The sequence below is a fragment of the Rathayibacter sp. VKM Ac-2856 genome (assembly GCF_013205055.1).
Taxonomy (GTDB): Bacteria; Actinomycetota; Actinomycetes; order Actinomycetales; family Microbacteriaceae; genus Rathayibacter.
This window is the reverse complement of the sequence record NZ_JABMLF010000004.1, coordinates 440,584-453,357: the sequence shown is the minus strand read 5'-3', so window position 1 is coordinate 453,357 and position 12,774 is coordinate 440,584. Positions and strand designations below refer to the sequence as shown.

Here is a 12,774-nt window from a genome sequence, read left to right as displayed (position 1 = left end):
GCGCAGCGGGCGTATCGAGATCCGCCGGGTTCGATGTCGATGGGTCTCGATACGCCCCTCCGGGGCTACTCGACCAGCATGAGCCCGCCCCTCCGGGGCTACTCGACCAACATGAAGCGGGGCCGCCCCTCCGTGGCTGCTCGACCAGCATGCATTCCCCACCACCCACGACCCCGAAGAGAGACACCCATGAAGCAGCGCAGCATCGGCGACGTCAGCGTCGGCAGCATCGGACTCGGCGGCATGCCGATGTCGATCGAGGGCCGCCCGGACCGCGAGCGGTCGATCGCCACCATCCACGCCGCCCTCGACGCCGGCGTCACCCTCATCGACACGGCCGACGCCTACCACCTGGCCACCCAGGACGACCTCGGCCACAACGAGCTGCTGATCGCCGAGGCCCTCCGCGGCTACGGCGGCGACACCTCCGCCGTCCTCGTCGCCACCAAGGGCGGCCACCTGCGCCGCGAGCCCGGCCCCTGGGACCAGGACGGCCGTCCCGAGTACCTGAAGGAAGCGGCCCGCGCCTCCGCGCAGCGCCTCGGCGTCGACGCGATCGGCCTGTACCAGTACCACCGCCCCGACCCCGCGGTGCCCTACGCCGACTCGATCGGTGCGCTCGCCGAGCTGCTCGACGAGGGAGTCATCCTCCGCGCCGGCATCTCGAACGCCGACCCGGACCAGATCCGCGAGGCGCACGGGATCCTCGGCGACCGCCTGGTCTCGGTGCAGAACCAGTTCTCGCCGAAGTTCCGCTCCAGCGAGCCGGAGCTCGAGCTCTGCGCCGAGCTGGGACTCGCCTTCCTGCCGTGGAGCCCGCTGGGCGGCATCACCTCGGCGGCCGAGCTCGGCACGTCCTTCGCGGCGTTCGCGACCGTCGCCGAGGCGCACGACGTGTCGCCGCAGGTCGTCTGCCTGGCCTGGGAGCTGGCGAAGGCGCCGATCGTCGTCCCGATCCCCGGCTCGTCGCGTCCCGAGAGCATCCGCGACTCGGCCACGGCGGCCGAGCTGGAGCTCACCCCGGAGGAGCTCGCCTCCCTCGACTGAGACGCGGCGGATCCGTGCTGGTCGAGTAGCGCGGAGCGCGTATCGAGACCCACGTCCGATCGACGGTGGATCTCGATACGCCCGCTCCGCGGGCTACTCGATCAGCATGGGGGGGCCGCGCCGCGGGCTACTCGATCAGCATGAAGGCGGCAGCCCGATCAGCGTGAGTGGGCGGCGCCCCCATGCTGGTCGAGTAGCGCGCAGCGCGTATCGAGACCCACGTCCGATCGACGGTGGATCTCGATACGCCCGCTCCGCGGGCTACTCGATCAGCATGGGGCCCGCTCCGCGGGCTACTCGATCAGCATGGGGCCCGCTCCGCGGGCTACTCGATCAGCATGCAGGCGGCAGGGCCGCGACGAAGGCGCGGGCCGCCGCCGTCGGGCGCTCCGGCAGGGCGACCATGGTCCGCCAGACGAGCAGAGGGTCCTCCAGGGGCACCGCGCGCAGGCCACCCGGCCGCTTCTCGGCGAAGTGCGCCGGCACGACCGCCACGCCCATGCCGTACTCGACGAGGTCGAGCAGGGTGTGCACGTCGTTGACCTCGAGCTCCACCTCGAACGGCAGCCCGTGCGCGGCGAACGCCTGCGCGGCGAGGTGGCTCGCTCCCCAGTGCTCCTGCAGCCCGACGATCGTCTGGCCCTCGAGGTCCGGGATGCGGCACACCGGCCGGTCGGCGAGCGGGTGCTCCGGATGCGCGAGCACCGCGAAGCCCTCCGCGGCGAGCGGTCGCGTCACCACTCCCGCCGGCGTCGCGCCGATGTCCGCGACCAGCGCGAGGTCGAGCCGCCCGCTGCCGACCGCCTCCAGCAGTGTCCCCGATCCGTCGTGGGTCAGCCGCAGCCCGACGCCCGGGTGCTGCTCGCGGAAGGTCGCCAGCTCGCGCGGCAGGTGCACGCCGCCCAGGCACTCCTCGGTGCCGACCGCGAGGCTGCCCCGGAGCACGCCCTGCACCGCCAGCACCGCGTCGCGGGCCGCGAGCGCACTGGCGACCGACTGCTCCGACTCCGCCAGCATCGCCCGCCCGGCCGGCGTCAGCTCGACCCGGCGGGTGCTCCGCGTGAACAGCGGACTGCCCAGCTCGCTCTCGAGCGCGCGGATCGACGCCGAGAGGCCCGACTGCGAGATCTGCAGCGCGCTCGCCGCGCGGGTGAAGTGCTGCTCCTTCGCCACGGCGAGGAAGTGTTCGAGCTGGCGCAGTTCCATGGGTCCATCCTCGTCTCGCGCGGGCACCACCGGTTACCCGTTGCGCGCCGGCCGATCAGCGGCGACGCATCGGCACACGGCCGTTCAGCGGCGCCGCGTCAGCGCCGGCCCCGTCAGCGCCCGCCCCGTCAGCGCTCGACCGAGATGACCAGCACCACGTCGGTCAGCGTCGCCCGCAGCCGCTCGAGCGCCGCCTCCTCCGAGTCGTCCTCGAGGATCGACGACTTCACGGCGTCGTCGTAGCTCGCGATCAGCAGCCGGACGGCGGTGGTCGGCGGCAGGCTGAAGTCGCGCTGCACCTGCTGCAGCGCGCCCCGCACGATCCCGATCAGGGTCGCGTCGAAGCCGGCGCGGAAGTCGCGGTACTGCGGGGCGATGGCCGGATCGCGCATCGCCAGCAGCTCGAACTCGGACTGCACGACGCACCAGCGCCGGTTGTCGGTGAACGGCCCCTGCAGGAAGTCCAGGATGACCACCGCGAGCGTCTCCGCCGTGAGCGGCTCCTCGGACTCGGCGACCTTGGGGATCGTCCGCCCCATCTGCTCGATCAGCCCGTTCAGCCGGGCGGTGTTCTCGCGCTCCATCAGCGCGAAGAACAGCTCCTCCTTCGTCGAGAAGTTGGAGTAGAACGCCCCGCGGCTGAAGCCCGCGCGCTCGCAGATCTGCTCGACCGAGGCCGTGTGCACGCCCGTCTCGGCGAAGACGTCGTACGCGGCGTCGAGGAGCCGCTCGCGCGTCCTGCCACGGCGCGAGGTCTCGACGGAGTCGGTCATCCTGAGTCCTTCCCCGGCGGGCGTCAACGGCATTGAGATGCATCACTGTATCGGATACATTCGCGTATCGGATACGTTCTTGTATCGAGCAGGGTCCTGCCTCGAGCAGGCTCCGGTTCCGAGCACAGAGTCGTGTCCCTTTCCACTCCCCGTCGTCAGGAGACACGCGTGTCGTCGATGCTCTACCGACTCGGCCGCTGGGTGTTCCGCGCCCACCGGCTGGTCGCCGTCCTCTGGCTCGCCGTCGTCGTCCTCGCGGGCGGCGGCGCGCTGCTGCTCAACCAAGGCACGGACAACACCTTCTCCATCCCGGGCACCCAGTCGCAGACCGCGCTGGACCAGCTCGAGCGGACCTTTCCGCAGGTCAGCGGCACCTCGGCGCGCTACGTCGTCGTCGCGCCCGACGGCGGCAGCGTCGAGGACGGGGACATCAGCGGCCCGGTCGGCGAGGCCGTCACCGCGCTCGAGGGGATCGAGGGCGTCGCCGCCGTGACCGACCCCTACTCCGACACCGTCGAGGGCACGATCTCCGAGGCCGGGAACGCGCTCGTCATCACCACGCAGATGGACGGCTCCGCCACCACCACCTCCGAGGCGTCCCGCGACGCGCTGCAGGCCGAGGCGACGACCCTCCGCGACGCGCTCCCCGAGGGCTCCGTGGTCTCGCTCGGCGGCGACCTCTTCTCGCAGAGCCTGCCCGGTGTCACCGTCACCGAGGCGATCGGCCTCGTCGTCGCGCTGGTGGTCCTCGTGCTCACCTTCGGCTCGTTCCTCGCGGCCGGCATGCCGCTGGTGACCGCACTGCTCGGCGTCGCGCTCTCGATGTCGGCGATCTTCATCGCGACCCGCTTCGCCTCGATCTCCTCGACGACGCCGCTGCTGGCGCTGATGCTCGGCCTCGCCGTCGGCATCGACTACGCGCTCTTCATCATCAGCCGGCACCAGGACCAGCTGAAGCAGGGCATGGCCCCGGAGGAGTCGGCCGCCCGCGCGACCGCGACCGCCGGCTCCGCTGTCGTCTTCGCGGGACTGACGGTCATCATCGCCCTGGCCGGCCTGTCGGTCGCGGGCATCCCGTTCCTCACCACGATGGGCATCGCGGCGGCGGGCGGAGTCGCGATCGCCGTGGTCATCGCCCTCACGCTCACCCCCGCTCTGCTCGGCTTCGCCGGCGAGCGCCTCCGGCCGAAGGAGCGCCGCGCGAAGAAGGCCGCGGAGAAGAAGGACGCCGCGGTGGCCCGGACGACCGCGAGCGCCTCCGCCGGTGCCACCGCCACCGCGACCACCGGCGCCCACGCCGACCCCGACGCCGCGGCGGACGCGAGCGCCCCCTCCCCCGGCGCGCACCCGCACGCCGAGGTCCCGCGCGGCTTCTTCCGCGGCTGGGTCCGCGTCGTCACCCGCTTCCCGATCCTCACGATCATCGCGGTCGTCGGCGTGCTCGGCATGGCGTCGATCCCCGCGCTCAGCCTCCGCCTCGCCCTGCCCGACGCCGGCTACCAGGCCGAGGGCACCCCCGCCCGCGACACCTACGACCTGCTCGCCGAGAACTTCGGCCCCGGCTACAACGGCCCCCTGATCGTCACCGGCACCATCATCGGCTCGACCGATCCGCTCGGCCTGATGGACGACCTCAAGACCGAGATCGAGGGCCTGGACGGCGTCGCCTCCGTGCCGCTGGCCACTCCGAACGAGACCGCCGACACCGGGATCATCCAGGTGATCCCCGAGGGCGGCCCGGACTCCGAGGCGACCAAGGCGCTCGTCGCCGAGATCCGCGACAGGCACGACTACTTCGAGCAGGAGTACGGCGTCGACCTCGCGGTCACCGGCCAGACCGCGGTCGGCATCGACATCTCCGACACGCTCGCGAACGCGCTGCTGCCGTTCGGCCTGCTGGTGGTGGGGCTCTCCCTGGTGCTGCTGACGATGGTCTTCCGCTCGCTCTGGGTGCCGCTCAAGGCGACGCTCGGCTACCTGCTCTCGGTCGGCGCGTCCTTCGGCGCCGTCGCCGCGGTCTTCGAGTGGGGCTGGTTCGCCGACGCCCTGCACGTGGACAAGACCGGCCCGATCATCAGCTTCATGCCGATCATCCTGATGGGCGTGCTCTTCGGGCTGGCCATGGACTACGAGGTGTTCCTCGTCTCGCGGATGCGCGAGGACTACGTGCACGGCCGTCCGGCGCGCGCGGCGGTCGAGTCGGGCTTCGTCGGCTCGGCGAAGGTCGTCACCGCGGCCGCGGTCATCATGTTCTCCGTCTTCGCGGCGTTCGTCCCGGAGGGCGACACCAACATCAAGCCGATCGCGCTCGGCCTGGCGGTGGGCGTGTTCGTCGACGCCTTCATCGTCCGGATGACGCTCGTGCCCGCGGTGCTGCACCTGCTCGGCGACCGCGCCTGGCACATGCCGCGCTGGCTCGACCGCGTGCTCCCCTCCTTCGACGTGGAGGGCGAGGGCCTGACCAAGGAGCTCGCGCTCGCGGACTGGCCCGAGCCCGGCGCCACCGACGCGGTCGCGGCCGAGGGGCTCCGCCTCGACGGACCCGACGGCCCGGTCTACCGCGACGTCGACGTCCGCGTGCCCGCCGGCGGCGCGCTGGTGGTGCACGGCCCGCACCGCTCGGGCCGCACCGCCCTGCTGCTCACGATCGCGGGGCGCCTCGCCCCCGACTCCGGCCGGCTGAAGGTCGACGGCCTCGTCGTCCCGATCCGCTCCTCGGCGGTCCGCGGGCGCGTCGGACTCGTCCGGCTCGCGGGCGCGGCCGACCCCGTCGGCGAGGTGCGGGCCGCGCTCGAGACGGCCCCGCCGCTGCTCGTGCTCGACGACCTCGACACCGTCACCGACCCGCTGGTGCGCGAGGGCGTCCGCGCCGAGCTCGACCGGGCCCGCTCCAGGGCCGCGCAGAAGGAGCACTCCTTCACGGTGATCGCCTCCTCCGTCGACGCGGACGCGCTCGACGACCTCCTCCCCTCCGACCGCGACGAGCTCGCGGTCTCCCCCGCGGCCGAGCGCCGCGCGATCGCAAAGGTCCGCTGACAGATGGCTCTCTTCTCCCTCGAACGCCCCCGCGGCGTCAAGAAGGTGTCCTGGGTGACCCTTCTCGGCATCGTCCTGGTCCCCCTGGTCATCGGCGGCCTGCTGGTCTGGGCGCTGTGGAACCCGACCGAGCGCCTGGACACGATCACGGCCGCGGTCGTGAACGAGGACACCCCGGTCGAGATCAACGGGCAGACCGTGCCGCTCGGGCGCCAGCTCGCGGCCGGTCTCGTCACCGGCGGCGAGACGGACGACTCGGCGACGCCCGCCCCCTCCGCCTCGGCCACTCCGTCGGCGTCCGCGAGCCCCGCGGCGAACGTGTCCGGCTCCGACTCGACCGGCAACTTCACCTGGGTCCTCACCGACAAGGACGACGCCGCGAAGGGCCTCGCCGACGGCAGCTACGCGACCGTCGTCACCATCCCGTCCTCGTTCTCGGCCGCCGCCACCTCCTACTCCGGAGACGCCGCCGCCGCGACCAAGGCCACGATCGACATCGCGACCAGCGAGAAGGCGAAGCTCGTCGACGACGCGATCTCGACGACCGTCACCAGCACCGCCACCGCGCTGCTGAACACCCAGCTGACCACCGCGTATCTCGAGAACATCTACGTCGGCTTCAACACGCTGAACGAGCAGATCGGCCAGGCGGCGGAGGGCGCGGGCACTCTCGCCGACGGCGCAGACGAGCTCGGCACGGGCGCCTCGACGCTCGCCGACGGCACCAGCACCCTCGCCGACGGCATCGACGACCTCGCGACCGGCGCCTCCGGCCTCTCGGACGGCGTCGCGCAGCTCGGCACGGGCGCATCGTCGCTGGCGGACGGAGTCGCGCAGCTCGGCACCGGCGCCTCGGACCTCTCGGGCGGCGTCTCGCAGCTCGCGACCGGCGCGCAGCAGTCGGCCGGCGGGGCGACCGAGCTCGCCACCGGCGCGGGCTCGCTCGCCGACGGGCTCGACGGCCTCGCCGCGGGAGTCTCGACGCTGGGCGACACCGCCGCGACCGCCTCCGGGCTCGCCGCCCAGTCCGCGACCACCACGGGCACCTCGCTCGGCACCATCGCCGCGCTGGCGCAGTCCTGCGCCGCGACCGACCCCGTCTGCGCCGCCATCCTCGCGGAGGCCGGCAGTCAGCTCGACACCACGAACCAGGCCGGCGCGCTCTACCAGGCGGGCGCGACCGCGCAGTACGCCGCGGGAATCTCGGCCGGCATCAACGACGGAGCGAACGGTCAGCCGTCGCTCGTCGCGGGGACCGCGCAGTCGGCCGCCGGAGCGCGCGGCGTCGCCGACGGAGCCGGTGCTCTCGCCGGCGGGCTGACCCAGCTCTCGACCGGCGCCGCCACGGCCGCAGGCGGGGCCTCGCAGCTCGCCACGGGTGCGACGTCCGCCGCCGACGGCGCGCGGCAGCTCGCGACCGGGGCCACATCGGCCGCGGACGGCGCCACGCAGCTCGCCACCGGCGCCTCCTCGGCGGCCGACGGCGCGCGACAGCTCGCCGACGGCGCGGGCGGAGTCTCGGACGGGGCCCTCCAGCTCGCCGACGGCACCCGCTCGCTCGCCACCGGCCTCGACGCGGCCGTCGCCCAGCTGCCGACCTACACGGAGTCGGAGTCGCAGAACCTCGCCGACGTCGTCTCCGACCCGGTCGAGAACTCGAGCAGCAGCACGGACCTGTTCGGAGCGTCGAGCGTGCCGTTCTTCGCGACGATCGCGCTCTGGCTGGGCGCCCTCGCGACGTTCCTCGTGCTCGCCGCGTTCTCGCACCGCGCGCTGTCGTCGACCCGCTCCTCCGCGGCGCTCGCGCTGTCGTCGTACGTGCCGGCGCTCGTGATCGGACTCGTGCAGGGCCTCGCCGTCGCGATCGTGATGAGCGCGGTCGCGAGCCTCGACCTGGTGACCTGGTTCGGCTTCGCCGCGCTGGCGATGCTGGCGGGCGCGTCCTTCGCCGCGGTGAACCAGGGCCTGGTGGCGCTGCTCGGCGGGCTCGGCCGGTTCGTCTCGATGGTCGCGGCGGTGATCGGCCTCGGTGCCGGCATCATCTCGACCGTGCCGGGCGTCTTCGACGACGCCCTCGCCTTCCTGCCGCTCTCGGCCGCGCAGAACGCGCTCGCCGGCGTGGTCGAGGGCACCGGAGGCGTCGCCGCCGCGGTCGTCGGCCTGCTGATCTGGCTGCTCTTCGGCCTGCTCCTGACCGTCGCCGCCATCGCCCGCCGCCGCGTCACGTCGGTCCGAGCCCTCTCCCGCCCGGCCGCCGCCTAGTCGCGCTTTCGCGAGATGCCACTTGTGCACGCGACACGCCGTGTCGAGCGTGCACAAGTGGCATCTCGCGGGGATCTCGATACGCCCACCATGCTGGTCGAGTAGCCGCCGCCGGCGGCGTATCGAGACCCGGCGGCGTCAGTCGGCCGCGCCGCTCGCGATCTGCTCGTGGTGGTGGATGACCTCGGCGACGATGAAGCCGAGGAACTTCTCCGCGAAGGCCGGGTCGAGGTGCGCGTCCTCCGCGAGGGCGCGCAGGCGCGAGATCTGGCGCGACTCGCGCTCGAGGTCGGCGGGCGGCAGGCCGTGCGCCGCCTTCAGCCGACCGACCTTCTGGGTGAACTTGAAGCGCTCGGCGAGCAGGTGGATCAGCGCCGCGTCGATGTTGTCGATGCTCTGACGGATCTGCTCGAGCTCGGCCAGCGCGTCCGCGTCCGACCCCTCGCGCGACGGTTCCTCGATCATGCCTCCGACCCTAACGGACGGGTGCCGCAGGACCGGCGGCGGCACGACGAAGGCCCCCGCCCGCTGTCGGGAGGGGGCCTTCGCGAGGGGTGGCGTCAGTCGACGATGTTGAGGACGACGTCGACGTTGCCGCGGGTGGCGTTCGAGTACGGGCACATCGTGTGCGCCTTCTCGGCGACGGTGTGCGCGTCCTCCGAGCTCGCCTTGGGCACGTGGATGTCGAGCTCGACGGCGAGGCCGAAGCCGCCGTCGTCGTTCTTGCCGATCGAGACGCTCGCCGACACCTGGGCGTCGGTCGTGTCGATCGAGAGCGCCTTGCCGGAGCCGTGCAGCGCGCTGAGGAAGCAGGCCGCGAAACCGGCGGCGAAGAGCTGCTCGGGGTTCGTGCCCTCCCCGGAGCCGCCGAGCTCCTGGGGCGGACGGGTGTCGAGATCGAGTCGGTCGTCCTCGGTGCGGACGTGGCCGTCGCGTCCTCCACCGGAGGCGTGGGCGATGGCGGTGTAGAGAGCATCCATCCCTCCATCACACCACTGCGCAGCCGGGTGCGGGGTGAGCATCGGATGCACGTCCTCCCGACATCGGCTCAGAGACCGAGGGGAGGAGGACCGACCCGCTGTGGACGGAACCGCTGCCCCACGGCCCGGGAGGAGCCTCCGAATCCGGCTCACCGCCCGTCAACCCCCTCCCGGCGCGACGGCGACAGGTGTGGCCTGGTAGCACCGGCGAGAGCCGGAGGATCACCGGCGAGAGCCGGGAGAAGGAGGAAGCATGCGCGCACTCACGTGGCAGGGCATCGAGAAGGTCTCGGTCGAGACGGTTCCCGACCCCCGCATCCAGCAGCCGACGGACGCCATCGTCCGCATCACCTCGACCGCGATCTGCGGCTCCGACCTGCACCTGTACCGCCTGCTCGGCCCGTACCTCGACAAGGGCGACATCCTCGGCCACGAGCCGATGGGCATCGTCGAGGAGGTCGGCGCCGGCATAACGAAGCTCAAGGTCGGCGACCGCGTCGTCGTCCCGTTCAACATCGCCTGCGGCGAGTGCTTCATGTGCCGCCGCGGTCTGCAGTCGCAGTGCGAGACCACCCAGGTCACCGAGTACGGCTCCGGGGCCTCGCTCTTCGGCTACACGAAGATGTACGGCCAGGTGCCCGGCGGCCAGGCGGAGTTCCTCCGCGTGCCGCTCGCCGACTACAACACCGTCGTCGTCGGCACGGATCTTCCCGACGAGAACTACCTCTTCCTCAGCGACATCGTGCCGACGGCCTGGCAGGGCGTCGAGTACGCGAACGTGCCGGACGGCGGCTCGCTCGTCGTGTTCGGCCTCGGGCCGGTCGGCCAGTTCGCGGCCCGCATCGGCGCGCACAAGGGCTACCGCGTCCTCGCGGTCGACCCGGTCGCCGAGCGCCGGGCGATGGCCGCTCGCCACGGGATCGAGGTCTTCGACTTCACCGACGACATCAACGACCAGCTGCGCGACCTCACCGACGGCCGCGGCCCCGACTCCGTCGTCGACGCGGTCGGCATGGAGGCGCACGGCTCGCCGATGGGCTCGTTCGCCCAGACGATGGCCGGGCTGCTGCCCGACCCGATCGCGCGGAAGGCGATGGACACGGTCGGAGTCGACCGGCTCGCCGCGGTCGTCTCCTCGCTCGACCTCGTGCGCCGCGGCGGCACCGTCTCGCTGAGCGGCGTCTACGGCGGCGAGGCGGACCCGCTGCCGCTGAAGTCGATGTTCGACAAGCAGATCACCCTGACGATGGGCCAGTGCAACGTGAAGCGCTGGATCGACGACCTGCTGCCGCTCGTCGAGGACTCCAGCGACCCGCTGGGCGTGAACGACCTCGTCACCCACCGCGCCCCGCTCGAGGACGCCCCCGGTCTCTACGAGACCTTCCAGAAGAAGGAGGACGGCTGCATCAAGGTCGTCCTGCAGCCGTAGGCGGGCGCGGAGCGCCGCTCCATGCTGCGCGAGTAGCCGCGCAGCGGCGCCCCATGCTGATCGAGTAGCCGCGCAGCGGCGTATCGAGATCCCGCGTCTGCACACGTCGGTCTCGATACGCGCCTGCGGCGCTACTCGACCAGCATGGGTGGGCGTCTGCGCCCCGGCCGAGGAGTGCAGCGCGCCGCAGGACGGCGCTCCATGCTGATCGAGTAGCCGCGCAGCGGCGTATCGAGATCCGGCGGACACGACGAAGGCGGCGTCCCCGAGGGGGCGCCGCCTGAGTCGTGGTGCGGAGAAGACCTACTTGAAGACGTCCTTGATGTCCTCGCCGGTCTGCTTCGCGGAGGCCGAGGCCTGGTCCTTCTGGCCCTCGGCCTTCAGGCTGTCGTCGTTCTTGTGGTCGCCCAGGGCTTCCTTCGCCTTGCCGGCGATGTCCTGAGCGGCGTTCTTGATCTTGTCATCGAGCCCCATAGTGGTGCCTCCTTCGTGATCGTCGTGCGCTGAACTGTCACCCGAAGGTAGGAGCGCTGTCTGCTCGTCGGCTGGGAGCGTGAAGGGGCTTGCCCGAGCGCTCCCCGGGGTGGCACGATCGTCCGTTGCCCGCGCGACGGGACGCCGGCTCAGGTAGCGGGAGTCGCCGTCTCGGACGGCGCGGTCTGCGTCGGCTCCATCGTGGGCGTGGGCGTCGAGCCGTCGTCGGCGCTGGTCGGCACGGCGCTGCCGGACTGGTTGGGGGTCTGCGCGTCGCCGGTGCAGCCGGCGAGCAGGCCGATCGTGAGGGCGGAGGCGCCGAGCGCGCCGAGGACGCGCACGGTGCGGGACGGACGAGTGCTGAGCATGGGGTGCCTTTCCGGATGCGGTGACGGGCGGTCGTCACCCCGTCCCCTCGACGCTAGGCAGCGCTCCTCTCGGGCGAGAAGGGCTTGACGCTGCGCGTCCGACGGATCAGCAGCCGACGTCCAGGAAGGCCGACGCGAGCGCCCGCCCACGAGGGGGCGTGATGGTACGCCTCCGAGCCGCCGCTCCGCTACGCCCTATCTCGGTGCGGTCCGCACTGCCCAGACTGGCGACGCCGGCACGCAGATCACCACTCCTCGATCCTGGAAGGGACAGACGATGTCGAACATCGATCCCGCTTCACCTCCATTCGGAGACGGCGCGGCGAACGCCCGCGCCGCCGACCCCTCGAACGACAGCACCTACGACGCACCGCTCGGCTCCGAGCCGTTCTCGTCGGACAGCACGACCACCGACACCACCTTCGGCGCGCACAGCGTCGGCGGCGGCTCGGTCGGCGGCAGCACCTCGGGCGGCAGCGCCTCGGACGCAGCCGGATCCGCCAAGGAGAAGGCCGCCGAGACCGCGGGCGCCGCCAAGGAGCAGGCCGGCGCCGTCGCCGGTGACGCCAAGCAGGCCGCGAGCGACGTGCTCGAGACCGGCAAGGAGGAGGCCGCCAACGTCGCCCAGGAGGCGAAGGTGCAGGTCAAGGACCTCCTCGACCAGAGCCGCACCCAGCTCACCGAGCAGGCGCACGCGCAGAAGGAGAACGCCGCCAAGGGTGTCCGCGCCTTCAGCGACGACCTCACCTCGCTCGCCAACGGCGAGGGCGGCGAGGGCAACGCCGCCGCGAAGCTCGTCTCCCAGGCCGCCGAGCGCGCCCAGGGCGTCGCCTCGTGGCTCGAGAGCCGCGACCCGGGCGAGCTGCTGGACGACGTCCGCTCGTTCGCGCGCCGCCGTCCCGGAGCGTTCATCCTGATCGCCGCCGCGACCGGCCTCGTCGCCGGACGCCTCGTCCGCGCGCTCACCGCCGAGGCGAAGGACGAGAAGGCCGCGACGACCGACACCGCCGGACCCGAGTTCGCCGCGCCCGCCGCGGCCGACTACTCCGCGCCCGCCGCGGCCGACTACACCGGAGGCGGCACGACCTCGTTCGACGAGCGCGGCGGCGAGTACGCGCCCACCGAGCCGGTCGCCGACCCGCTGAGCACGCCGATCACGCCCGGCTACGACGGCTTCCCGAACGGGACCCGACCGTGAC

At 72.5% G+C, this 12,774-nt stretch carries 11 protein-coding genes; 5 read left to right on the top strand and 6 right to left on the bottom strand.

Going from position 1 to position 12,774, the window contains the following annotated elements; genetic code table 11:
• Nucleotides 1–189 precede the first annotated feature (189 nt).
• Nucleotides 190–1,047, top strand: a complete 858-nt coding sequence (locus HQQ82_RS15055; RefSeq protein WP_173234599.1) for an aldo/keto reductase — start codon at nt 190–192, stop codon at nt 1,045–1,047.
• A 333-nt stretch (nt 1,048–1,380) separates the two neighbouring features.
• Here HQQ82_RS15055 and HQQ82_RS15050 read toward each other — a convergent pair whose 3' ends face one another.
• A complete protein-coding gene (locus tag HQQ82_RS15050; RefSeq protein WP_173234596.1) occupies nt 1,381–2,253 on the bottom strand; it encodes a LysR family transcriptional regulator in 873 nt (290 codons plus the stop codon).
• A gap of 128 nt (nt 2,254–2,381) precedes the next feature.
• Nucleotides 2,382–3,026 carry a TetR/AcrR family transcriptional regulator gene (locus HQQ82_RS15045; RefSeq protein WP_173234594.1) on the bottom strand — a complete coding sequence of 215 codons (645 nt, stop codon included), beginning with the start codon at nt 3,024–3,026 and terminating at the stop codon, nt 2,382–2,384.
• A gap of 177 nt (nt 3,027–3,203) precedes the next feature.
• On the opposite strand from HQQ82_RS15045, the gene HQQ82_RS15040 reads away from it, so the two are divergent.
• Nucleotides 3,204–6,062 (top strand): MMPL family transporter, encoded by a 2,859-nt coding sequence (locus tag HQQ82_RS15040; protein WP_216848665.1) that lies wholly within the window; start codon nt 3,204–3,206, stop codon nt 6,060–6,062.
• A 3-nt stretch (nt 6,063–6,065) separates the two neighbouring features.
• On the top strand, nt 6,066–8,324 hold the full coding sequence (locus tag HQQ82_RS15035; protein WP_173234591.1) for a YhgE/Pip domain-containing protein: 2,259 nt from the start codon (nt 6,066–6,068) through the stop codon (nt 8,322–8,324).
• Nucleotides 8,325–8,462: 138 nt separating this feature from the next.
• Here the strand turns inward: HQQ82_RS15035 and HQQ82_RS15030 are convergent, their stop codons facing one another.
• A complete protein-coding gene (locus HQQ82_RS15030) occupies nt 8,463–8,789 on the bottom strand; it encodes a chorismate mutase (RefSeq protein ID WP_173234589.1) in 327 nt (108 codons plus the stop codon).
• A 95-nt stretch (nt 8,790–8,884) separates the two neighbouring features.
• Entirely contained in the window at nt 8,885–9,304 is a 420-nt protein-coding gene (locus HQQ82_RS15025; protein ID WP_173234587.1) for an organic hydroperoxide resistance protein, read from the bottom strand.
• A 253-nt stretch (nt 9,305–9,557) separates the two neighbouring features.
• Between HQQ82_RS15025 and HQQ82_RS15020 the strand changes: the two genes are divergently transcribed.
• Nucleotides 9,558–10,733 carry a zinc-dependent alcohol dehydrogenase gene (locus HQQ82_RS15020; RefSeq protein ID WP_173234586.1) on the top strand — a complete coding sequence of 392 codons (1,176 nt, stop codon included), beginning with the start codon at nt 9,558–9,560 and terminating at the stop codon, nt 10,731–10,733.
• Nucleotides 10,734–11,036: 303 nt separating this feature from the next.
• Here HQQ82_RS15020 and HQQ82_RS15015 read toward each other — a convergent pair whose 3' ends face one another.
• Nucleotides 11,037–11,207, bottom strand: a complete 171-nt coding sequence (locus HQQ82_RS15015) for a CsbD family protein (RefSeq protein ID WP_123447107.1) — start codon at nt 11,205–11,207, stop codon at nt 11,037–11,039.
• Nucleotides 11,208–11,356: 149 nt separating this feature from the next.
• Nucleotides 11,357–11,575, bottom strand: a complete 219-nt coding sequence (locus HQQ82_RS15010; protein ID WP_173234584.1) for a hypothetical protein — start codon at nt 11,573–11,575, stop codon at nt 11,357–11,359.
• A gap of 277 nt (nt 11,576–11,852) precedes the next feature.
• On the opposite strand from HQQ82_RS15010, the gene HQQ82_RS15005 reads away from it, so the two are divergent.
• Nucleotides 11,853–12,773 (top strand): hypothetical protein, encoded by a 921-nt coding sequence (locus HQQ82_RS15005; RefSeq protein WP_173234583.1) that lies wholly within the window; start codon nt 11,853–11,855, stop codon nt 12,771–12,773.
• The last annotated feature ends 1 nt before the right edge of the window (nt 12,774 follow it).

Bases quoted from the DNA above. Each gene is read 5' to 3' on its own strand.
- HQQ82_RS15055 (WP_173234599.1), top strand. From the start codon at position 190: ATGAAGCAGCGCAGCATCGGCGACGTCAGCGTCGGCAGCATCGGACTC.
- HQQ82_RS15050 (WP_173234596.1), bottom strand. From the start codon at position 2,253: ATGGAACTGCGCCAGCTCGAACACTTCCTCGCCGTGGCGAAGGAGCAG.
- HQQ82_RS15045 (WP_173234594.1), bottom strand. From the start codon at position 3,026: ATGACCGACTCCGTCGAGACCTCGCGCCGTGGCAGGACGCGCGAGCGG.
- HQQ82_RS15040 (WP_216848665.1), top strand. From the start codon at position 3,204: ATGCTCTACCGACTCGGCCGCTGGGTGTTCCGCGCCCACCGGCTGGTC.
- HQQ82_RS15035 (WP_173234591.1), top strand. From the start codon at position 6,066: ATGGCTCTCTTCTCCCTCGAACGCCCCCGCGGCGTCAAGAAGGTGTCC.
- HQQ82_RS15030 (WP_173234589.1), bottom strand. From the start codon at position 8,789: ATGATCGAGGAACCGTCGCGCGAGGGGTCGGACGCGGACGCGCTGGCC.
- HQQ82_RS15025 (WP_173234587.1), bottom strand. From the start codon at position 9,304: ATGGATGCTCTCTACACCGCCATCGCCCACGCCTCCGGTGGAGGACGC.
- HQQ82_RS15020 (WP_173234586.1), top strand. From the start codon at position 9,558: ATGCGCGCACTCACGTGGCAGGGCATCGAGAAGGTCTCGGTCGAGACG.
- HQQ82_RS15015 (WP_123447107.1), bottom strand. From the start codon at position 11,207: ATGGGGCTCGATGACAAGATCAAGAACGCCGCTCAGGACATCGCCGGC.
- HQQ82_RS15010 (WP_173234584.1), bottom strand. From the start codon at position 11,575: ATGCTCAGCACTCGTCCGTCCCGCACCGTGCGCGTCCTCGGCGCGCTC.
- HQQ82_RS15005 (WP_173234583.1), top strand. From the start codon at position 11,853: ATGTCGAACATCGATCCCGCTTCACCTCCATTCGGAGACGGCGCGGCG.